This is a genomic window from Candidatus Clostridium stratigraminis (genome assembly GCF_045310675.1).
Lineage (GTDB): Bacteria > Bacillota > Clostridia > Clostridiales > Clostridiaceae > Clostridium_AT > Clostridium_AT stratigraminis.
Window position 1 is genome coordinate 376,138 of record NZ_JBJHZZ010000002.1, and the last position, 20,976, is coordinate 397,113.

A 20,976-nucleotide genomic window follows, 5' to 3' on the forward strand; every position below is an offset into this window, starting at 1 on the left:
GATTAAGAGAGTTTTTAGTTTTAAAAAAATAGCCTTATACTTAGTTGTAATCATGTGTACATACTTTATTTCTTCTAATTATTTTTACCCATTAAAGAATCCGGTTGGAGCAGTTAGTTATAAGTGGGGTTCAAGGGGAAATATAGTTGTTGAAATTCAAAGAAGATTAAAGGCTTGGGGATATTACAATGGAAGCTTAGATGGAATATATGGCTATGGTACTTATTTAGCTGTAAGAAGCTTTCAGTCTGTAAATGGACTAAATGTAGATGGAATAGCTGGAAACAATACCTTAAATGCTTTAGGAATAAATGCAGGACAGTATAGTACTGGTACAAATACTTCAAACAGTAATAGCGATAATACCAATAATAATGATTTAATGCTGCTTGCTAGGCTTATAAATGGTGAAGCCAGAGGAGAGCCCTATGAAGGACAGGTAGCTGTTGGAGCTGTTATAATGAATAGAACAAGAGATTCAAGATTTCCAAGCACCATAGCTGGCGTTATATATCAACCAGGTGCATTTACTGCTACTGTGGATGGTCAAATAGAAGCAAGATTAGAAACTTCATCAATAAATGCAGCCAGGGACGCCCTTAATGGATGGGACCCTTCAGGAGGTGCAATTTATTATTTTAACCCATCAACAGCTACTAGTGCTTGGATATGGTCAAGACCTTTAATTAAAATTATAGGAAATCATAGATTCTGCAGTTAAAAAAGTAGATTTATATTTTCATTAGGAATATCTTCATCTAAAATTTAAAATTTGCAAAACTTCAATTTACACTTAAGGTATAAAAGGGTGGATTTAAGTTTTATAATTCAGCATACATAAAAAAAATTGACTTTAATATATTAAAGGGTTGACAATTATTCATAAAAGTATATAATAAATGTATAGATATCATAGTAAAATAGTCGGAAATACAGTGAAGAAGGAAAGTAACCTAAATGGAACATACAGAGAGAAGGTCCAAAGCTGAGAGGACTTTTATGAATATATTTAAGTGAAGTGCCCTTCGGAGTTATGAATCGAACAATAAATATATTGTATTTATAAAGTAGAAGTCATCGGATTCACCCGTTATAGTGATAGAGCATGATAGTGCTTGATTTAAGGTGGGATTTTATCCAATTAGAGTGGAACCGCGGAGTATATACTTCGTCTCTTATAATTATAAGAGGCGGAGTTTTTTTATTTGTTATTTTATATAAAAGTGCACATTATATAATATTACAAATATATTTTTACTTAAATTATTTTACAATGTAAATTTAAAAGGAGGTTAAAGCCCTAAATGGGCTTTAACGAGTAATCTTAATTACTCAGTGCTTCCGACTATAAGGAGGTAAATGTCCTAAATGGACATTTACGAGCAATTATCGAGTGGAACGAGAGAGCTTAATTGCTCAGTGTTCCAACTAAAAGGAGGAATTAAAATGATATTTAACAATGCATTAGAAATGGTAGGAAATACTCCATTACTAAAATTAAACAACATAGCAAAGGAAGATATGGCTGAAATATACTTGAAATTAGAAAAACAAAATCCGGCTGGAAGTGTAAAGGATAGAGCAGCATTAGGAATGATTGAGAAAGCAGAGGAGCTAGGGCTTATAAATAAGGGAGATACTATTGTTGAACCTACAAGCGGCAATACTGGCATAGCTTTAGCCATGATAGGCAAATTAAAAGGCTACAGAGTAATAATAGTTATGCCAGAAACTATGAGTGTTGAAAGAAGAAGTTTAATAAGGGCTTATGGAGCAGAACTTGTACTTACTGAGGGAGCAAAAGGCATGAAGGGTGCAATTGCTAAAGCTGTGGAAATAGCTGAAGGACAAAAGGGCTACTTTATACCACAACAATTTACAAATGTAGCAAATCCTAATAAACATTATGCTACTACAGCTGAAGAAATTCTTAAGGATGTAAATGACTTGAATATGTTTATAGCAGGAGTAGGAACTGGTGGAACTATATCAGGAGTCGGCAAGAGACTTAAGGAATTAAAGCCAGAAGTTAAGGTATTAGCTGTTGAGCCTGAAAAGTCACCAGTTTTATCAGGAGGACAGCCAGGTTCACACAAGATTCAAGGTATAGGAGCTGGATTTATACCAGACATTTATAATATTGATGTTGTAGATAAAGTATTAACAGTAACAGAAGAAGAAGCTTTTGAAGCAGCAAGGCTTGTAGCAAGAGAGGAAGGAATATTAATAGGAATTTCTTCAGGAGCAAATGTTGCAGTTGCAATTAAGATGGCAAAAGAGCTAGGAAAAGGAAAGAAAATAGTAACCGTTGCTCCAGACGGTGGAGAGAAGTATATATCAATGGGACTTTATGATTAACAATATATATGAAGTTTATTTTTGCTAAAGCAAAAATAAACTTCATAAAATATAGTTTTTCAGTGAAATTAGGTGAAAGGGGGTATTTATATGTTTAAAAATTTAAGATATGATATAGATAACATTATGAAAAATGATCCGGCTGCTAAGAGCAAGCTTGAAGTACTTTTACTATATCCTAGTATGCAGGCTATGATTTTTCATAGAATAGCACATAAGTTATATTATAAAAGAAGATATTTTATTGCACGATTTATATCTCAGTTTAGCAGGTTCGTTACAGGAATAGAAATTCATCCAGGTGCTAAAATAGGTAAAGGACTCTTTATTGATCATGGAATGGGAGTTGTTATCGGAGAAACCTCAGAAATTGGAGATAATGTAACCTTATATCACGGGGTTACCCTTGGAGGTACAGGTAAAGAAAGTGGGAAAAGACACCCTACAGTCGGGAATAATGTAATTATTGGAGCTGGAGCTAAGATACTAGGGCCTGTTTATGTTGGTAATAATGCTAAAATAGGGGCCGGTGCTGTAGTTCTTAAAGATGTGCCAGCTAATGCTACTGCAGTTGGAGTACCAGCTAGATTAAAATTAGTAAAACCAAACTCCATTATAGAGATTAAAGATTATCTGGGAAAAAAGCAGAAGATATACAATGAAATGGTTATTTAGCAAATTTATTATTAGGTGAAATTTATGGATTATAAAGAGAGAATAATTAATTTTTGTTATAAATTAGGAATTGATACGGTTGGGTTTTGTGAATGCAGAACTTTTAATGAATTAAAGCCTTTTTTAGAAAATAGAAAGATAAAAAATATAGAAAATGAATTCGAAGAAAAGGATATTGAGAAAAGAATTAATCCAAAGCTACAGTTAAAAAATGGGAAAACTATTATCTCAGTTGCCTTTCCTTATATATTTGATGATAATGTGCAGGAAGATGCTATTTATTTTTCAAAATACACTTGGGGTAAGGATTATCATTTAGTAATATCAAAATACCTAAGCGAAATATGTAAGTTTATTGAATCCATAGGTGGAAATGCAGTTTACTTTGTAGACAGCAATCCACTTCCAGAAAGATATATTGCTTATTTAAGTGGCATTGGTTTTATTGGAAAAAATAATATGCTTATTACTGAAAAATATGGATCCTTTGTTTTTTTGGGAGAAATAATCACAGATATAAAGCTTAATCCAGATAAACCCAAGGAGCAAAAATGTGAAGCTTGTACTTTATGCTTAAATGCTTGTCCTACAAAATCAATAAATAAAGTTAAAAGCATACCTAATACTTGTCTATCCTATATTACACAAAAGAAAGATATTGATGACAGCTACTTTAATAAACTTGAGGGAAGAATCTTTGGCTGCGACAGCTGTCAAAATGCATGTCCCTTTAATAATAGAATTGATAAGTCAAAAATTGAAGCTTTAATACCTTATGAACATATGAAAAATGTAAGCATAAATGAGCTTATTAATATAGATAATAAAAGTTTTAAGGAGAAGTATGCTGTAACCTCTTGTGGTTGGAGGGGTAAAAATATACTTCAAAGAAACGCCTTAATTAACTTATTTAACTTAAAAAAAGACATATATATTGAAGAAAAGTCTATAAACTCCCCTTATGTTCTAGATTATTACCATAGACTTTTAAAGGCTTTCCACTTATAATATATATAGATTCATTTATGAAAGGTGGAGAGGTGCTTTGATATCTCCAAAGATTACAAAGCTGTTAGATTATTTACCTGAAGGCTTAGTAAACGTTGTATCTAAAACAATAGTAAATATTATTATAAAAAGATATACGACTATAGAAACAAAAGGAATTGAAAATTTAAATAATATTAAAAAACCGGTAATATTCATTAGCAATCATTTAAGTAATTCTGATGCTCTTATTTTAGATAAGGTTTTAAAAGATCAGGATGTTACTTATGTTGCTGGAATTAAGCTTACCCAAAATTCAACAACAAATATTGGAGTAAGGCTTGTTAAAACCACTGTACTTAAACCAAATAGTGCAGACAAGGATGGTCTTACAAAGATTATTAATATAGTAAAAAAGGGCGGCAGCATACTTCTTTTCCCAGAGGGAACAAGAAGCAGAAGCGGAAGTATGATAGAAGCAAAGAAGGGGCTTTTGCTTATTGCAAGAGTTACAAAGGTCCCTATAATCCCTATAGGAATTTATGGGACAGAAAAATTTTTACCTATTAATGATAGTGGTGATATGGCGGCTGAAAGTTTTCATCATGCAAAAATAGGTGTAACAATAGGTGAGCAAATGACAATTGAGGAAAAGGAAGAGGGAGAAGACAAAGCCTCATATGAAAAAAGGGCTTTAACTACCTTAATGCAGGGAATTTCTACCCTTATACCAGAAAGCTATAGAGGAGTATATAAATAAAAAATACAGCTTGTATGCTGTATTTTTTTTAAAAGTTTATTTAAAATATTATGTATAATGAAGGATTGTTTTGAATTAAAAAGAATATTACATAGTGTATGTCAAATGACACTAATCCATCATTAAAATTACCAGTTGCAAAATTTGTTTCATTTTTATATACTATAGTTGTTGGTTAAAAAATTACTATACTTTGAGGTTAAAAATAGTAAGGAGGAGTTAAACCATGGGAAGTAAAGCATTACAAAAGTATTTAACAGAAAATTTAGAGGATCTAAGAAGTAAGGGTTTGTACAATGTAATAGACACAGTAGTAGGTGGAAATGGACCAGTTATTGAGATTAGAGGAAAAAGGCTAGTTAATCTATCTTCAAATAACTATCTAGGCTTAGCTGGAAACAAGAGAATGATAGATGCTTCCATTAAAGCTACTGAGAAATATGGAGTTGGAGCAGGTGCTGTTAGAACAATTAATGGTACCTTAGATATACATGATGAACTAGAAGAAAAGCTTGCAAAATTTAAGCATACAGAAGCAGTTATAGTTTTCCAATCAGGTTTTAATTGTAATATGGGTGCTATTTCAGCAGTAATGTCTAAGAAAGATGCAATTTTATCTGACTCTCTTAATCATGCTTCAATTATAGATGGCTGCAGATTATCAGGTGCTAAAATTATAAGATTTGAACATGCTGATATGGTGGATTTAAGAAATAGGGCAAAAGAAGCTAAAGAATCTGGATTATACGAAAAGATAATGGTTATAACAGATGGTGTATTTTCAATGGATGGAGATATAGCTCCTCTTCCAGAAATAGTTGAAATAGCTGAAGAGTTTGATTTAATTACTTATGTTGATGATGCACATGCTTCAGGAGTTTTAGGCTGGCATGGAAGCGGGTCTGCTACACATCATGATTTGGTAGGTAAAATAGATTTTCAAATTGGAACGTTATCAAAGGCTTTTGGAGTAGTTGGTGGATATGTAGCCGGATCAAAGGATTTAATTGACTGGTTAAAGGTTAGAGCTAGACCTTTCTTGTTCTCAACTTCAATGACTCCTGGCTCAGCAGCTGCAATCCTTGAAGCCATAAATATATTAACTGAAAATGATGATTTAGTTAAAAAGGTATGGGAAAATGGAAACTATTTAAAGAAGGGCTTAAAGGAATTAGGCTTTAATATAGGACATAGTGAGACTCCAATAACTCCATGTATTATAGGGGAAGCCGATAAAGCTCAAGAATTCAGCAGAGAGCTCTTTAAAGAAGGGGTTTATGCAAAATCAATAGTTTTCCCAACTGTTCCACTTGGAACTGCAAGAGTAAGAAATATGCCTACAGCAGCTCATACAAAGGAAATGCTTGATGAAGCATTAGCTGCATATGAAAGAGTTGGAAAGAGACTAGGAATTATATAGAACACATCGAGGAATAGGGAGGGTCATTATGAAAAAAATACTTGTAACAGGTGCATTAGGACAAATAGGCTCAGAACTTACAATGCATATGAGAAACGTGTACGGAGCAGATAATGTTATAGCAAGTGATATTAGAAGAATAGAAGGAAACGAAGCAGTTGAATCCGGTCCTTTTGAAATATTAGATGTTTTAGATCCTAAGAAGATGGCTGAAGTTGCAAAAAAGCATAACGTAGATACTATAGTTCATCTTGCAGCACTTTTATCAGCAGTTGCTGAAGCAAAGCCAGTGCTTGCTTGGGAAATTAATATGGGTGGATTATTTAATGCGTTAGAAGTAGCTAGAGAACTAAATACAAAGTTCTTTACTCCAAGTTCAATTGGTGCTTTTGGACCATCAACTCCAAAGGAGAATACACCACAGGATACAATACAAAGACCACAAACTATGTACGGGGTAACTAAGGTTTCAGGAGAACTTCTTTGTGATTACTACTTCAAAAGATTTGGTGTTGATACAAGAGGAGTAAGATTCCCAGGACTAATTTCCTATGTAACTCCATGCGGCGGAGGAACTACTGATTACGCTGTAGATATATATTATGAGGCATTAAAGAGCGGTAAGTATACTTCCTTTATAGGCGAAGGAACTTACATGGATATGATGTATATGCCAGATGCCTTAAATGCAATAGTAACTTTACTAGAAGCTGATCCTTCAAAGTTAGTTCACAGAAATGCATTTAATATATCTGCCATGAGCTTTGAACCATCACAAATAGCAGCTGAAATAAAGAAACATATTCCTAGCTTTGAAATGAGTTATGAAGTTGACCCAGTAAGACAGGCAATTGCAGACTCTTGGCCAAATTCAATTGATAGCAGTGCTGCAAAGGCTGAATGGGGCTTCAATGCTAAATACGACTTAGCTTCTATGACAACAGATATGCTGGAAAAATTAAGAGTTAAATTAAATATAAAATAATTTAAAAAGTTTAAAATCCCTTATAAACATTTGTTTATAAGGGATTAGTTTTTATTAACACCCTATTTTATATGAAATTAATTCTTGGATAAAATATGAATTAAGATATACTGTGCTAGGGGTAAATATTTAACTCTATAAATTTAGACCTTTATTTGATATAATTAATTCGACAAAAGTTTTTTCTTGTTGTTATTCTAAAATATAAAGCAAGGTGAGAAAAATGAATAAAAAGGAAAGAATAACTAATATACTAAGGTTATTGAAGGAGAATTACCCAGAGGTAAAATGTGCATTAAATTTTAATTCTCCTTATGAATTATTAGTAGCAACTATCTTAAGTGCACAATGCACTGATGATAGAGTAAATATAGTAACCAGTGAGCTTTTTAAAGAGTACAGCACTCCTGAAAAAATGATTACCTTAGGCTTAGAAGAACTTTGTGAAAAAGTTAAAAGCTGCGGCTTTTATAAAAATAAGGCTAAAAATATTCTCGGAACGACCCAAGAAATTTTGTTAAAATATCAGGGACAGGTTCCAAGGACTATGGAGGAACTAATTGAGCTTCCTGGTGTAGGTAGAAAAACTGCAAATGTTGTACTATCAAATGCCTATGGAGTCCCTGCAATTGCTGTGGATACTCACGTGTTTAGAGTTTCAAATAGATTAGGTCTTGCAAAAGGAAAAACCCCGGAAGAAGTTGAAAAAGGACTTATGAAAAATATACCTAAAAAAATGTGGAGTGATGCACATCATTATATAATTTGGCATGGCCGAAAGGTATGCCATGCAAGAAAGCCCAACTGTGAAGAATGTGTTCTGGCTCCTTATTGTGAATATAACTTAGGAAAGGAAAAATAAATTATGAATAAAAGAATTGGATTTATAGGCTGTGGAAATATGGCTCAAGCTATGATTGGCGGTATAGTAAAATCAAATATAGTCCCAAAAGAAGATATTATAGGAAGCAACAGTGGGGATAAAAATTTAAATATCACTAAAGAAAAATTCGGAATATTAACTACACATGACAATAAGGAAGTAGCAGCGTTTTCAGATATATTAATATTAGCTGTAAAACCCCATATCTATCCTTCTGTTATTGGAGAAATAAAGAATGTGGTAAAAAAAGATGCTGTGATAGTTACTATTGCAGCAGGAATCTCAATTGCTTTTATGGAAAAGGCTTTTGGCAATGAAGTAAAGGTAGTAAGGACAATGCCTAATACTCCAGCAATGGTAGGGGAGGGTATGAGTGCACTTTGCCCAAATAATAAGGTTAGTAAAGAAGAACTTAATGAGGTTATAGAAGTTTATAACTCATTTGGTAAGGCAGAACTTATTGAAGAAAGACTGATGGATTATATTCCGGCAGTTAGCGGCTCTTCTCCAGCCTATGTTTATATGTTCATAGAAGCCTTAGCTGATGGTGCTGTTAGAGATGGAATTCCAAGAGAAAAGGCATATAAATTTGCGGCACAGGCTGTACTTGGAGCTGCTAAGATGGTATTAGAATCTGGCATGCATCCTGGAGCACTAAAAGATAATGTATGTTCACCTGGGGGAACAACAATTGAAGCGGTGTACTCTTTGGAAAAAAATAATTTTAGAGGAACAGTAATTGATGCAATGAAGGCATGTACAGATAAGACTGTTTACATGTCAAAGAATAACGGTTAAGGAAGGTTGTTAAGATAAATGAAAAAAGAACCAAAGGATACAACAGTTGTTGTTGGTATGTCAGGAGGAGTGGATTCCTCTGTTGCAGCACTTTTATTAAAGGAACAGGGCTATAATGTTATAGGCATATTCATGAAGAACTGGGATGAAAAAGATGAAAATGGAGCATGCACAGCGACAGAGGACTATGATGATGTAAGAAGGGTTTGTGATGAAATAGGCATCCCATATTATACAGTGAACTTTGTAAAGGAATATTGGGATAGGGTATTTACCTATTTTTTAGAGGAGTACAAAAAAGGTAGAACTCCAAATCCAGATGTTATGTGCAACAAGGAAATAAAATTTAAGGCATTTTTAGATTATGCTATGAAAATAGGTGCAGACTATTTAGCAACTGGTCATTATGCACAAATAGGTTATGATAATGGAGAATATAAGATGCTTAGGGCAGCAGATGGAAATAAAGATCAGACTTATTTTCTATGTATGCTAAAGCAGCATCAGCTATCAAAGGCAATGTTTCCTATAGGACACTTAACAAAGCCTGAAGTTAGAGAAATAGCACTAAAATATGGTCTTAAAACAGCAGCAAAAAAGGACAGTACAGGAATTTGCTTTATCGGAGAGAGAAATTTTCATAAATTCTTAGCTAATTACCTTCCATCTAAGTCTGGAGATATAATGACCTTTGATGGCAAAGTAATTGGAAAGCATGATGGTCTTATGTACTATACCTTAGGTCAGAGAAAAGGCCTAGGTATTGGCGGAACAGGTGAAGGAAATGGCGAACCTTGGTTTGTAGCAGAGAAGGACTTGAAGAAGAATATTTTATACGTAGTTCAAGGAGATGACCATCCTGCAATATATTCTTATGGTTTAGAAGCAGATGATTTAAGCTGGGTTAGTGACACATCACCAACTGGAACTTTTAAATGCACAGCAAAGTTTAGATACAGACAGCCAGATCAAGGGGTAACAGTAATTATGAAGGGTAATAATAAATGTACTGTAGTATTTGATAAGCCGCAAAGGGCTGTAACTCCAGGGCAGGCAGTTGTATTTTATGATGGAGAAGCTTGCTTAGGTGGAGGGATAATCCATTCAATTTATAAAGATCCTAATGATATGAATTAAGCTGAAATAAAATAACCTCCATGTTTATTGATACTGATTAAGGTGGAAAGCAGTGATTACTGAGGGAACTCCTAAATTCCCTCAGTACATTAGCATCTCACCTAATGTTCAGTATCTTTACTTTTTACTGTATTAAATAATAAATAATACCACATAAAATCCGCTAAGCATAAATAGGCCTAATGGAACACCAAGCTTAATCCAATCACTGCTTTTTATCTTTAGTTTTCCAGCAGATATTATATTAGGTATATTTCCAGGTATAAGCATACCACCGCTTAAAAGAAGACCTAGCATAATAGCTTTGATTTGTTCTACATTCATTTGTGGACTAATTTCTGCAGAAGCAAGTGTGGCATTATCTAGTATTGCAGAAATTGTATTTCCCCAATATAAAATTTTACTATCTAAACCAATTACATAAGTATCTATTATTGGTTTAAATCCTGAGCCTAAAAGTTCAAGGGCTATAACAAAAATAAATATTTTTATAGCTCTGAAAATTATGTCTAAGTTTGTATCTTTGGTTATTTTTTTGATTTCAGCTTGAGAAAAATTTTCATCTTTTATAGAAAAAGCGGCAAAAATACTCAATAATAGAATACCTATAATTACATATAAACTCAATTCTTTAAATAAATAAAAAAAGTCTGCATTTAATTTAGAGATAACTATAGTGGCAACAGGTTCTCCAATAGGTGTCAGTGCAGCTCCTAGTCCAATGGAAAAGCAGGCAATTATATTTAAATTAACTTTACTTTTTCTATCAATGGGAAGTAGTATAATAATTTCTACTAGGATAAGTGCTGCAATCATAGCTGTTATAAAACTAGATAACAAACCTAATATAAAAACTAATAAAAATACAAATAATCTTAATGGAATACGTCTTATTACTTCATTGATCATATTATCTAATTTGTAAGCTAAGGCTTTAAATAAGAAACCTATTACTAGAACTGCAGCTGTAATGGCATAAAGAAAATTATTTTCAAGTATGTGTAATATTAGCTGCCTGGAAATTATTCCTGAGCTCGTTGCTGCTGCTATACCCATTATAAAAAGAAAAAATTCAATATTATATTCTATAGTCTTAAATGTTATAGGTAAGATAAAGGTTAAAACTAGTATAATTATTAATGCAGTAGTCATAAAATATTACCTCCAATTTCTAATTTTAGATATAAACTTTTAAAAAAAGAGTACAAAAAAAGCGGGAAACTCAATTAAGAGCTTCCCACCCCAGAAACTAAATTCTCTTGAAAGCAAACTATATTTGCCCAACCGAAATACATATAAACTTATAATAATATTATAGTAAATATATTGACAAAGGTCAACTTAGAATCATTAAGCTAATTCTTCCTGAACTTCTTCTGATTCCTCCCAATTTACATGAGGTCCTCTTAAGTAAGAAATAAATGCAGCTATTATACTGAATACAAAGGATATAGTAAAAGCCATCCTTAGTCCTGAAATAAACTGATTAATAGCTATACCTTGTGAACCTACTTGTGTTCCGATAAACAGAGCCTGCATGGCATCAGGAGATATACTTGAAGATATTATAGCCATTGACAAAGCTATACTTAAAACAGTACCTGCATTGTTCATCATTGTTCTTATGCCGGCAGCAATACCTCTTTTATCTGCAGGGACCATACTCATAATAGCACTGGTATTTGGAGAAAAGAACATACCTGAACCAATTCCCATTATTAGCATCCATATCATAAGCTCAGTGGTTGATGTTTTAGAAGTAATAAGCATCATACCGGCAAGTCCTATAGCAGATATAAATAAACCTATGGAACTTAAATGTCTTGAACCATATTTATCTGAAAGATACCCGCTTATTGGTGAAACTACCATCATAGAAACAGCCATTGGGGCTAGAAGCATTCCTGCAACAATAGGATCTATTCCTTTAATACCTTGGAAAAAGAAGATTAGTAAAAAGGTTACAGCTCCTCTTGCAACTCCATTTAAAAAGGTGCTTCCATAAGCAAAGGCTAGGACTCTTGTCTTTAAAAGTCTTAAATCCAGCATTGGCTGCTCAGTACTATTTTCAATTTTAACAAATAAAGAAATGAATATTACTGAAATAATAAATAAGGCAATAACGTAAATATTAAACCAGCCGATAAATCCTCCCATGGATAAAGCAATTAATAGAGAAAGCATACCTGTTGAAAAGGCAAGAGTACCTTTAATATCAAATTTTTGTTTTTCGGATATTAATTTTGTTTCTTTTAACTGAATGAAAGCCCAGAGTGTTCCTACAATACCAATTGGAATGTTTATATAAAATATATATCTCCAGCCTACATTTATTAAAAATCCGCCTAATATAGGACCAGCAATTGAAGCAATACTGATTATCATGCTGTTAATTCCAAGAGCCTTACCTAGTTCTCTTTTAGGAAAGGCATCAGTTACTATAGCAGTGCTGTTAGCAACCATTAAGGAGCCGCCTACAGCTTGCACTAGCCTAAACAATAATAGCTGTAGTCCTGTTTGTGATAGTGAACAGAGAAATGAAGATAATGTAAAGATAGCAAAACCAGTAACATAAAGCTTTTTCCTTCCAAACATATCAGCCATTCTGCCTATAGCAGGTACAAGTATAGTCATTACAAGCATATAACCCATTATTGTCCAGGTAACAATATTCATACTTGCATTTAAATCTTTCATTATAACTGGAAGTGCAATCATCAGTGTACTTCCGCTTAAAACTGAAAATAGTGCACCTACTGTGGTGCAGGATAAGGCTATCCATTTATAATTATCTTTTTTCATCTTTTCCTCCTAGCATTTCAACTTTTGTCAAAATTTCTTTATAAGTTTCTTTTACTTTTTTTAAGGATTGTTCTTTTTCTTCAATTAGTTCTATTTGATGTTTTATAAGTTCAATTGAATTTTTTATTAAAGCATCATCTTTTATATCTTTACATAGTATTTTCTTTAAATCTAATTCAAGATTAAAGGTTTCTTTTATTTCAAGAAGTGAAAATCCAAGAATTGATTTTAATGCTTTAATTCTTGTAATATTTTTTATATCTTCTTCTGAATATAATCTATAAGATGATTCTGTTCTTGAAGGTTTAATAAGTCCAATATCCTCATAATATCTAAGTGTTCTTTTTGTAAATCCAGTTATTTTTGCTACATCTTCAATGTGATAAAACTTTTCATCCATGCTCATTACCTCCAAGTAATTATTTTATATCAATATAACCTTAACGTCAAGGTTAACGATATAAAATTTAAATAATTAGTGACCAAATCAAAAAATAATGATAGCATATTAGATAAGATAATGCTAATTTTAATTGCTTATTTTGAATATAAATAAGCTTAAGAAGGAGTATACTCCCTGCTATGGAAGAAAAACAGAAAATTAAGGTTTCAGTAAGGGACCTGGTAGAATTCGTTCTAATGAATGGGGATATAGTATCAGGCTTTACAGGAAGTTCAAGAAATTTAGATGCAATTAAGGCTCATCAGCTTATTCAAAAATCCTATGGGGAAGGCTTTACAAAAGAAGTTCCCTTAAGTTTTGTTGTGGAAAGTGAGGATATTTTATTAGAAGTTGGTGGAAGAATTGATGGACTTTATGTTAATGATAAGGAAGTAATAATAGATGAAATTAAAACCACTACACAAGATTTAAAGCTAATAGAAGAAGAACATAATGTTCTGCATTGGGCGCAAGCTAAGTGCTATGGATATATCTATTCCATGCAAAATTCAATTCAAAATATTAATATTCAACTTACTTATTATAATTTAGAGGAGAAAAACACTAAAAAATTCTTAAGGAATTTCAATATAACAGATTTACAAGTTTTTTTCAGTGAACTGGTGGAACAATATTTTTATTGGGCCAAACTTTTAAGCAATTGGAATATTAGACGTAATGAGGCAATAAAAAAACTTGATTTTCCTTTCCCTTTTTATAGAAAAGGACAAAGAGAATTTGCGGTAGCTGTTTATAAAACAGTAAAGGAAGGTAATAAACTGTTTGCCCAGGCTCCAACTGGGATAGGTAAAACCATGGCTACTATATTCCCCAGTCTAAAAGCTTTAGAAGAAGGGCATATAACTAAAATATTTTATTTAACAGCAAAAACTATTACAAGGACCATAGCTGAAAAAGCATTAAGAAGCCTTTCAGAAAATGGGCTTAGAATAAAGTCCCTAACTTTGACTGCAAAAGAAAAAATATGCTTTAAAGAAAAGGCTGAATGCAATTCAGAAACCTGTGAATATGCTAAAGGACATTATGATAGGGTTAAAACAGCACTTGAGGATATCTTCTCAGAAGATTTTTTTACAAGAGAAGTAATTGAAGAATATTCAAGAAAACATAGAATATGTCCCTTCGAATTTTCTTTAGATTTATCTAACTTCTCTGATTGTATAATTTGCGATTATAACTATGTTTTTGATCCTAGTGCAAATTTAAAAAGATTTTTTTTAGATAAAGGCGGGGATTATGTCTTTTTAATAGATGAAGCCCATAACTTAGTTGACAGGGCACGTGAGATGTTTTCTAGTGAGCTATCAAAAAAATCAATATTGGATTTAAAAAAGAAATTGAAAACAGTATCGCCAAGCTTAAGTAAAGGCTTAAATAAAATAAACTCTATATTTATAGAATATAGGAAAAAGTGTGAAGAAGAAAATGCGTATTTTACTCAAAAAGAAGCACCAAAAGAGCTATATGGAATACTTACAGAATTTTTAGGGGCTGCTGAGAAATACATATTAGAACATAAGAATTTTCATGGTAATGATGATATACTAGATTTATATTTTAAGTTTTATGCTTTTTTAAGAGCAGCAGAATATTATGATGAAAGATTTATAACTTATGTTGAAAAAAAGAATAATGATGTTATTATTAAGATGTTCTGCTTGGATCCATCTTATTTATTGAAGGAGTGTATGAAGAAGGGTAAGGCGGCGATTTTATTTTCTGCAACCTTAAGTCCAATGGATTATTTTATGTCTGTACTTGGCGGGGATGAAAAAAGTTATCGAATAAGACTTACATCTCCATTCCCTAAAGAAAATTTATGCCTTATGCTTGATAGTAGGACCTCTACAAAATATAAGGACAGAGAATTTACCTACAACAAAATTAGTGAAGCGATTAACAGTGTAATTAGTGGCAAACAGGGCAATTATTTAATTTTCTTTCCTTCTTATCAATATATGAATGAAGTATATAATAGATTTAAGTCTATTAATGAAGAGATTGAAATAATTATTCAAAATCCAGGAATGACAGAAGAAGAAAAAGAAACATTTTTAGATAGTTTTTCTGAAAACAATAATAGCACAATGGCTGCCTTTGCAGTTATGGGCGGTATGTTTGGAGAAGGAATAGATCTAACTGGAGATAAGTTATCTGGAGCTGTAATTGTTGGAGTAGGGCTGCCCCAAATATGTCTTGAGAGAAATATTATTAAAGACTATTTTAATGAAATTAAAGGGTTAGGTTTCGAATATGCCTATGTTTATCCGGGAATGAATAAGGTATTGCAGGCTGTTGGAAGGGTAATAAGAACCGAGAATGATAGAGGAGTTGTACTATTAATTGATGAAAGGTTTTCTAATAATGTATATAGAAGGCTCTTTCCTACTGAATGGAGACCTATAAAAGTTAGTAAAGAATTAAGTTCAATAACTAGAGTATTGGATGAGTTTTGGGAAAAGTAAATGAATTAAGAGTCATAACAATTGATAATTGTTATGTACAATAGAGTAAAAAAAGGAGGTTTTTTATGGTTATTGATAGTATAGTTGTTGCAAAGGCTTCAATTGAAATGGCCATATCTTCAAGAGAAGAGGAAAAAGTATTAGAAAGTAAATTTAAAGAAAAGGGTATTTTGACAGTTGCAGTTGATGTTGGTGGTAATTTGATTAATTCTATTCCTAAGATAATGGAAAGAGCTTTAGTAGCTGCTAAGAGAAGTGGAATTATTAAAGACTGTCACGTACACGACGGGGCTATTGTAGGTGCTGCTAGAGAAGCTATAATGCAAGTATCACTAAAAGCAAATGGCCTAAATGTTGGCGGGAAAATAGGTATTGCCAGGAGTGGAGAACATTTAAGCGTAGCTATTTTTATGAGTATTGGGGAGCTTCATTTAAACGATTTAGCAATAGGTCTTGCACATCGCTCCATACCAGATTTATAAAAGATTTCAAAATTAATGTAAATTTATATTGAATTTACTTATGTGCTATGGTAAAATACTAACATATATTTTGTAGGTTACTGATTTTTCAGTAAGTAGTTTGGAAGATTAAGCTTTAGACAGGAAATGTAAAATTGTAGAATAGTAGTTTTTGTAGGAGATATTTTGCTTAAGAAATTTATTTTTCTAATGGCTTTTTTGTGATGCAAGCTCTCCTTATGGGGAGCTTTTATTATTTCACTAAAACTATTGGAAAATAAAATATATTATTTTTTAATTTTTGGAGGATGGTAGTATGGTAGGTAAAAAAATTCAAGCGCTGTTAATGGTACTGTTAACAGCATCATTTCTAGGAGCTTGCTCTAGTTCACAAGCAGCTTCAAGCAATTCTAATACAAAGGTGATAAAAATTGGGATCACCCAAATAGCTGAGCATCCAGCACTGGATTCAGCCAGAAAAGGCTTCCTTGAGGCACTTAAATCTAAAGGTTATGAAGAAGGTAAAAACTTAAAGGTAGACTATGAAAATGCTCAAGGTGATATGGCTACAACTCAGACAATAGCTCAGAATTTTGTTTCAAATAAAGAGAATTTAATCTTAGCTATTGCAACTCCTTCTGCTCAGGCGGCCTTTAATGCAACTAAGGATATTCCTATTGTTATAACAGCTGTAACTGATCCTGTAAAAGCTGGTCTTGCAAAAAGCCTAGAAAAATCTGACACAAATGTAACTGGCACCTCAGATAATGTTCCTATTGAAAAACAACTAGAGCTTCTTAAGAAGCTTATCCCAAAAAGCAAAAGGGTGGGGGTAATCTATAATACAAGTGAAAGCAATTCAGAGGTTCAATTAGAAGGTTTAAAAAAGGCTGCACCTAATTTTGATCTCCAAGTGGTCACTGCAGGGGTTACTAATGTTAATGAAATACCTCAAGCTTTAAGTTCAATTCTAATGAATATAGATGTTTTATATATACCAACTGATAACATGGTAGCTTCTTCCTTGCCACTAATAACTAATCAATGCTACAGTAAGAAAATACCAATTATTGGTGCGGAAAAGGGTCATGTAACCAATGGAGCACTTGCTACAACAGGTATAGACTATAATAAACTTGGGTTTCAAACTGGCTTATTGGCTGTAGATATAATAAATGGGAAATCCCCTAAGGATCTACCAATAGTAACCTCCTCTGAAATGCAGACTGTAATAAATACTGACGCTGCCAAGAAACTAAATATTACAATTCCTGAGGATATAAACAGTAAAGCGGAAAAAATTACAGGGGGAGTTAAATAGAATGGACATTTTTATCAGCGTGCTAGAACAAGGGTTTATTTTTTCCATTGTTGCCTTAGGTGTTTATATTACTTATAGGATATTGGATTTTCCGGATCTTTCAGTAGACGGTACCTTTCCTTTAGGGGCTGCTGTTGCTGCACTTTGCCTAATGAAAAATTTAAATCCTTTTTTAAGCTGCGTATTAGCTTTTATTTCTGGTGGAGCTGGTGGAGCAATTACAGGACTTTTACATGTAAAATTTAAAATTAGTAATCTTTTATCTGGAATTCTAGTAATGATAGGGCTTTACTCTATAAATTTGAGAATTATGTCTAAATCCAATGTGCCCTTATTTGAAAAAAATACAATTTTTTCAGGTCAATTAGCACCAATAGTAATAATAATAGCAATTTCAATTTTTTTAAAAATAATTTTTGATTTATTTTTAAAAACTAAAATAGGCTATGCGCTCATAGCTACAGGGGATAATGAGCAAATGGTTACTCTTCTTGGCCTTAATAAAGATAATCTAAAAATACTTGGACTTGTTATATCTAATGGATTTGTTTCACTGTCCGGAGCCATGATGGCTCAATATCAAGGCTTTTCTGATATTAATATGGGTACAGGCACTGTGGTTATGGGCCTGGCTGCTGTAATAATGGGCGAATCAATACTTAAAAAAGCCAGCTTTATAAAGGCATCTACAATGGCTATATTTGGCTCCATTTTGTATAAGGCAGCTATAGCATTTGCATTAAAGCTAGGCTTAGCTCCTACTGATTTAAAACTCATGACTGCAGTTATAGTAGTTGCAGCACTTTCACTAAATAATTTTAGTTTTGGTTTTAAAAAGAAATCAGTGCTTGGAGGTGCTAAGGTTGCTGAAAATAGAGAATCTTTACAAAATATTTAATGAAAACACAACAAATGAAAACAAAGTATTTCAAGGGCTTAGTTTAAAGGTTAATAAAGGGGACTTTATTACATTAATAGGAAGCAATGGGGCAGGAAAATCAACTTTGCTTAATATTATAGCAGGAACACTAAAAGAGGATAGCGGCTATATTGCTATTAATGATAAAAATATTGAAAAGCTTCCTGAGTATAGAAGGTCAAAATATATAGGAAGGGTGTTTCAGGATACCTCAAAGGGAATAGCTTTAAATTTAAGTATAATTGAGAATCTATCTTTAGCATTTAATAAGGGTAAAGCATTTGACCTTTCCTTCTGTATATCTAAAAAGAATATAAATATGTATAAAGAAAAGCTAGCTCAATTAAATTTAGGACTAGAAGATAAATTAAATACAAAGGTAGGCTTATTATCTGGAGGTCAAAGGCAGGCACTTTGCCTTCTAATAGCAGTAATGCATAAGCCAGAGCTTTTATTGTTAGATGAACACACTGCAGCCCTAGACCCGAAAGCAACAGAAATCATATTAGATTTAACAGAAAAAATGGTAAAAGAAAATAATATTACAACACTAATGGTTACACATAACCTAAACAATGCTGTTAAAATTGGAAATAGAATAATTATGATGCACAGGGGAGATATTATTCTAGATTTATGCGGCAAGGAAAAGGAGAAGTTAACTGTAGATAATTTAATTGAAAATTTTGATAAGGCACAAGGGAAGAATTTTATTAGCGATAGAATGCTGCTATCATAAAATTTAAAATGGGGGTTTCGCAAAATTTAGCGATGATTATTTTGCGACAGCCCCCATTTTATTATAATATTTTTGGGCTGCTGCTCATTTTTAAGAGTAAATCATGAGTTGCTGCAGCTTTATTTTCATTTACTAGAACAAGCAAATAATCACCAGAATAAAGAACTGTTTTTCCCTTTGGTATAATTTCTTTTTCTCCTCTTTTAACCCCTACAAGAAGACATTCAGGAGGAATTTTTAGATCCTTAATCATTTTATTATCCATCTCTGAATCTAAAATGATAGGCACTTCTAATATAATTTTATTTTTACTGTCTCCCACAAATTCATATTTTCCATTGTTCTTTAAAAGTCTGTCGAGTAAAGATTCATATATAGGTTCTGAATTTAACATTCCAGCAATAGCGTATGCCACTAAAGAAATTACAGTTAAGGATAGCAAATGTGAGAAGGAACCTGTCATTTCAGTTATAAGTATACTTCCTGTAATTGGAGCTCTTACAATTGCAGTAAAGTACCCTGCCATAGCAAGTATTATAAAATTATTTATATAATTAGGATTGAAGTTAAAAAAATGAACTAATATATTTCCATAAATTGCACCAGTTAGTGCTCCTAAAACTAAGAGCGGGAAAAATATACCTCCAGGAGCTCCTGAGCCATAACTAATCATTGAAAAAGCAAATTTAGCAAATAAAATTATAAATAACATTTTTATTGTAAAACTTCCGTTTATTAGTGAATCTATAATTTGATGTCCTCCACCAAGTACTTCTGGGAGTATTAAGCCTAAAATTCCAGCAAATAAAAATGGAAGCATAGGTCTAAATTTAACAGTAAGAAAGGCTGTTTTATCATATAAATTTTGAGCTTTTAATAATGTGCTGTTATAAATTACTCCTAATATACCGACTATAACTCCAAGAATAATAATGTATCCGTAGCTATATAAGGGAAGTGGTGAAATATGCTGAAAGTTAAAAACAGGTTTTAAACCAAAAAAGTATTTAGAAACAAAATCTGCACTTAAGGAGGCAGACATTGCTGATAAAAGTACTAATGGTGAAAAGTTTTTATGTACTTCTTCTAAAGAAAACATTACACCTGCTAAAGGCGCATTAAAGGCAGCTGCTAGTCCAGCACTTGCACCGCTTGTAATAAGATATTTTTCTTCAAGCTTTATTCTTTTAAAAACTCTGCTGAAGCCTTGCCCAACAGCAGCTCCAAGCTGAATTGAGGGGCCTTCTCTTCCTAAGGATAGGCCGGCTCCAATTGATATGACACCGCCAATAAATTTTTTTATAATTACAGGAAGCCAATTCATCTTTAGTTTTTTTAAAAGTACGGCTTCAACTTGTGGAATTCCACTTCCACTAATCATGGGCTCATTAGTTATTAGTTTTCCAACTACGTAAGCTCCAATTATTAGAAATAAAAACCAAATAGGAATCAGCCAATGATTTTTAAGCTGCAAAGTAGAAAGCTCTATTCTTAATTCTTCAGCCTTTTCTAAGGTTACTCTATAAAATACAATTAATAATCCAGAAAGAACACCAACTAATATTCCTTCAAGCATAAGTTTAAGTTTGAAGCTGTGGAAATGAAATATAGTATTATAGGTATTATTTTTATTACCTTGCTCCATATAATTAAAACACCTCTTTGTAATTCCGTTGCATATTTATCACCTTACCTATTATAAGCTTATTAATTATTAGAATCAAATTTATGAGATCTAAGTAGATCTAAATATAATTTTTCACTGTACAAAATAACTTAATTCTAAACTTCTTTAAATTTTTA

General features: G+C 32.4%; 19 protein-coding genes and 2 other annotated features. Of the genes, 15 read left to right on the top strand and 4 right to left on the bottom strand.

Annotated features, from left to right (window positions below):
- Position 1 precedes the first annotated feature (1 nt).
- The 10 genes from sleB (at position 2) to mnmA (ending at position 10,003) form a co-directional block, all read left to right on the top strand.
- Positions 2-721, top strand: a complete 720-nt coding sequence (gene sleB, locus ACJDUG_RS06120; RefSeq protein ID WP_406769101.1) for a spore cortex-lytic enzyme — start codon at positions 2-4, stop codon at positions 719-721.
- Positions 722-926: 205 nt separating this feature from the next.
- Positions 927-1,179, top strand: a binding site (T-box leader).
- A gap of 267 nt (positions 1,180-1,446) precedes the next feature.
- Positions 1,447-2,358, top strand: coding sequence for a cysteine synthase A (cysK, locus tag ACJDUG_RS06125; protein WP_406768999.1), 912 nt, complete (start codon positions 1,447-1,449; stop codon positions 2,356-2,358).
- Between the two features lie 90 nt (positions 2,359-2,448).
- The gene (gene epsC / locus ACJDUG_RS06130) at positions 2,449-3,033 is read left to right on the top strand and encodes a serine O-acetyltransferase EpsC (protein WP_406769000.1); all 585 of its coding nucleotides are present in this window, start codon (positions 2,449-2,451) and stop codon (positions 3,031-3,033) included.
- Between the two features lie 24 nt (positions 3,034-3,057).
- A complete protein-coding gene (gene queG / locus ACJDUG_RS06135) occupies positions 3,058-4,041 on the top strand; it encodes a tRNA epoxyqueuosine(34) reductase QueG (protein ID WP_406769001.1) in 984 nt (327 codons plus the stop codon).
- Between the two features lie 37 nt (positions 4,042-4,078).
- A complete protein-coding gene (locus tag ACJDUG_RS06140; RefSeq protein WP_406769002.1) occupies positions 4,079-4,780 on the top strand; it encodes a lysophospholipid acyltransferase family protein in 702 nt (233 codons plus the stop codon).
- 226 nt (positions 4,781-5,006) lie between these two features.
- Positions 5,007-6,200 (top strand): glycine C-acetyltransferase, encoded by a 1,194-nt coding sequence (locus ACJDUG_RS06145; RefSeq protein ID WP_406769003.1) that lies wholly within the window; start codon positions 5,007-5,009, stop codon positions 6,198-6,200.
- Positions 6,201-6,228: 28 nt separating this feature from the next.
- Complete coding sequence (locus ACJDUG_RS06150; RefSeq protein WP_406769004.1) at positions 6,229-7,185, top strand: L-threonine 3-dehydrogenase; 957 nt, start codon at positions 6,229-6,231, stop codon at positions 7,183-7,185.
- Between the two features lie 223 nt (positions 7,186-7,408).
- Positions 7,409-8,047, top strand: a complete 639-nt coding sequence (nth, locus tag ACJDUG_RS06155) for an endonuclease III (protein ID WP_406769005.1) — start codon at positions 7,409-7,411, stop codon at positions 8,045-8,047.
- 3 nt (positions 8,048-8,050) lie between these two features.
- The gene (gene proC / locus ACJDUG_RS06160) at positions 8,051-8,866 is read left to right on the top strand and encodes a pyrroline-5-carboxylate reductase (RefSeq protein ID WP_406769006.1); all 816 of its coding nucleotides are present in this window, start codon (positions 8,051-8,053) and stop codon (positions 8,864-8,866) included.
- An 18-nt stretch (positions 8,867-8,884) separates the two neighbouring features.
- Positions 8,885-10,003: a tRNA 2-thiouridine(34) synthase MnmA gene (mnmA, locus tag ACJDUG_RS06165; protein ID WP_406769007.1), complete on the top strand. Its 1,119-nt coding sequence runs from the start codon at positions 8,885-8,887 to the stop codon at positions 10,001-10,003.
- A 132-nt stretch (positions 10,004-10,135) separates the two neighbouring features.
- Here mnmA and ACJDUG_RS06170 read toward each other — a convergent pair whose 3' ends face one another.
- From ACJDUG_RS06170 to ACJDUG_RS06180, 3 genes are all read right to left on the bottom strand, one after another.
- Entirely contained in the window at positions 10,136-11,155 is a 1,020-nt protein-coding gene (locus ACJDUG_RS06170; protein ID WP_406769008.1) for a DUF1646 family protein, read from the bottom strand.
- A 79-nt stretch (positions 11,156-11,234) separates the two neighbouring features.
- Positions 11,235-11,289, bottom strand: a sequence feature (sodium ion sensor (DUF1646 type); this cis-regulatory element may regulate processes involved in with the transportation of sodium ions).
- A 64-nt stretch (positions 11,290-11,353) separates the two neighbouring features.
- On the bottom strand, positions 11,354-12,805 hold the full coding sequence (locus ACJDUG_RS06175) for an MFS transporter (RefSeq protein WP_406769009.1): 1,452 nt from the start codon (positions 12,803-12,805) through the stop codon (positions 11,354-11,356).
- A complete protein-coding gene (locus tag ACJDUG_RS06180; protein WP_406769010.1) occupies positions 12,792-13,205 on the bottom strand; it encodes a helix-turn-helix domain-containing protein in 414 nt (137 codons plus the stop codon). Before ACJDUG_RS06180 ends, ACJDUG_RS06175 begins: the two co-directional genes overlap by 14 nt.
- Before the next feature lie 182 nt (positions 13,206-13,387).
- Between ACJDUG_RS06180 and ACJDUG_RS06185 the strand changes: the two genes are divergently transcribed.
- The 5 genes from ACJDUG_RS06185 (at position 13,388) to ACJDUG_RS06205 (ending at position 19,173) form a co-directional block, all read left to right on the top strand.
- On the top strand, positions 13,388-15,733 hold the full coding sequence (locus ACJDUG_RS06185) for an ATP-dependent DNA helicase (RefSeq protein WP_406769011.1): 2,346 nt from the start codon (positions 13,388-13,390) through the stop codon (positions 15,731-15,733).
- A gap of 65 nt (positions 15,734-15,798) precedes the next feature.
- Entirely contained in the window at positions 15,799-16,215 is a 417-nt protein-coding gene (locus ACJDUG_RS06190) for a HutP family protein (RefSeq protein WP_406765105.1), read from the top strand.
- A 295-nt stretch (positions 16,216-16,510) separates the two neighbouring features.
- Positions 16,511-17,515 (top strand): ABC transporter substrate-binding protein, encoded by a 1,005-nt coding sequence (locus ACJDUG_RS06195; protein ID WP_406769012.1) that lies wholly within the window; start codon positions 16,511-16,513, stop codon positions 17,513-17,515.
- A 1-nt stretch (position 17,516) separates the two neighbouring features.
- A complete protein-coding gene (locus tag ACJDUG_RS06200; protein ID WP_406769013.1) occupies positions 17,517-18,413 on the top strand; it encodes an ABC transporter permease in 897 nt (298 codons plus the stop codon).
- Positions 18,379-19,173, top strand: a complete 795-nt coding sequence (locus ACJDUG_RS06205) for an ABC transporter ATP-binding protein (protein ID WP_406769014.1) — start codon at positions 18,379-18,381, stop codon at positions 19,171-19,173. Before ACJDUG_RS06200 ends, ACJDUG_RS06205 begins: the two co-directional genes overlap by 35 nt.
- Before the next feature lie 61 nt (positions 19,174-19,234).
- On the opposite strand, the gene ACJDUG_RS06210 is transcribed toward ACJDUG_RS06205, so the two are convergent.
- Positions 19,235-20,818: a ClC family H(+)/Cl(-) exchange transporter gene (locus ACJDUG_RS06210; protein WP_406769015.1), complete on the bottom strand. Its 1,584-nt coding sequence runs from the start codon at positions 20,816-20,818 to the stop codon at positions 19,235-19,237.
- Between the last annotated feature and the right edge of the window lie 158 nt (positions 20,819-20,976).

What these genes read in the sequence shown, in the direction of transcription:
- cysK (WP_406768999.1), top strand. Translation starts at nt 1,447, where the DNA reads ATGATATTTAACAATGCATTAGAAATGGTAGGAAATACTCCATTACTA.
- epsC (WP_406769000.1), top strand. Translation starts at nt 2,449, where the DNA reads ATGTTTAAAAATTTAAGATATGATATAGATAACATTATGAAAAATGAT.
- queG (WP_406769001.1), top strand. Translation starts at nt 3,058, where the DNA reads ATGGATTATAAAGAGAGAATAATTAATTTTTGTTATAAATTAGGAATT.
- ACJDUG_RS06145 (WP_406769003.1), top strand. Translation starts at nt 5,007, where the DNA reads ATGGGAAGTAAAGCATTACAAAAGTATTTAACAGAAAATTTAGAGGAT.
- ACJDUG_RS06150 (WP_406769004.1), top strand. Translation starts at nt 6,229, where the DNA reads ATGAAAAAAATACTTGTAACAGGTGCATTAGGACAAATAGGCTCAGAA.
- nth (WP_406769005.1), top strand. Translation starts at nt 7,409, where the DNA reads ATGAATAAAAAGGAAAGAATAACTAATATACTAAGGTTATTGAAGGAG.
- proC (WP_406769006.1), top strand. Translation starts at nt 8,051, where the DNA reads ATGAATAAAAGAATTGGATTTATAGGCTGTGGAAATATGGCTCAAGCT.
- mnmA (WP_406769007.1), top strand. Translation starts at nt 8,885, where the DNA reads ATGAAAAAAGAACCAAAGGATACAACAGTTGTTGTTGGTATGTCAGGA.
- ACJDUG_RS06170 (WP_406769008.1), bottom strand. Translation starts at nt 11,155, where the DNA reads ATGACTACTGCATTAATAATTATACTAGTTTTAACCTTTATCTTACCT.
- ACJDUG_RS06175 (WP_406769009.1), bottom strand. Translation starts at nt 12,805, where the DNA reads ATGAAAAAAGATAATTATAAATGGATAGCCTTATCCTGCACCACAGTA.
- ACJDUG_RS06180 (WP_406769010.1), bottom strand. Translation starts at nt 13,205, where the DNA reads ATGGATGAAAAGTTTTATCACATTGAAGATGTAGCAAAAATAACTGGA.
- ACJDUG_RS06185 (WP_406769011.1), top strand. Translation starts at nt 13,388, where the DNA reads ATGGAAGAAAAACAGAAAATTAAGGTTTCAGTAAGGGACCTGGTAGAA.
- ACJDUG_RS06190 (WP_406765105.1), top strand. Translation starts at nt 15,799, where the DNA reads ATGGTTATTGATAGTATAGTTGTTGCAAAGGCTTCAATTGAAATGGCC.
- ACJDUG_RS06195 (WP_406769012.1), top strand. Translation starts at nt 16,511, where the DNA reads ATGGTAGGTAAAAAAATTCAAGCGCTGTTAATGGTACTGTTAACAGCA.
- ACJDUG_RS06200 (WP_406769013.1), top strand. Translation starts at nt 17,517, where the DNA reads ATGGACATTTTTATCAGCGTGCTAGAACAAGGGTTTATTTTTTCCATT.
- ACJDUG_RS06210 (WP_406769015.1), bottom strand. Translation starts at nt 20,818, where the DNA reads ATGGAGCAAGGTAATAAAAATAATACCTATAATACTATATTTCATTTC.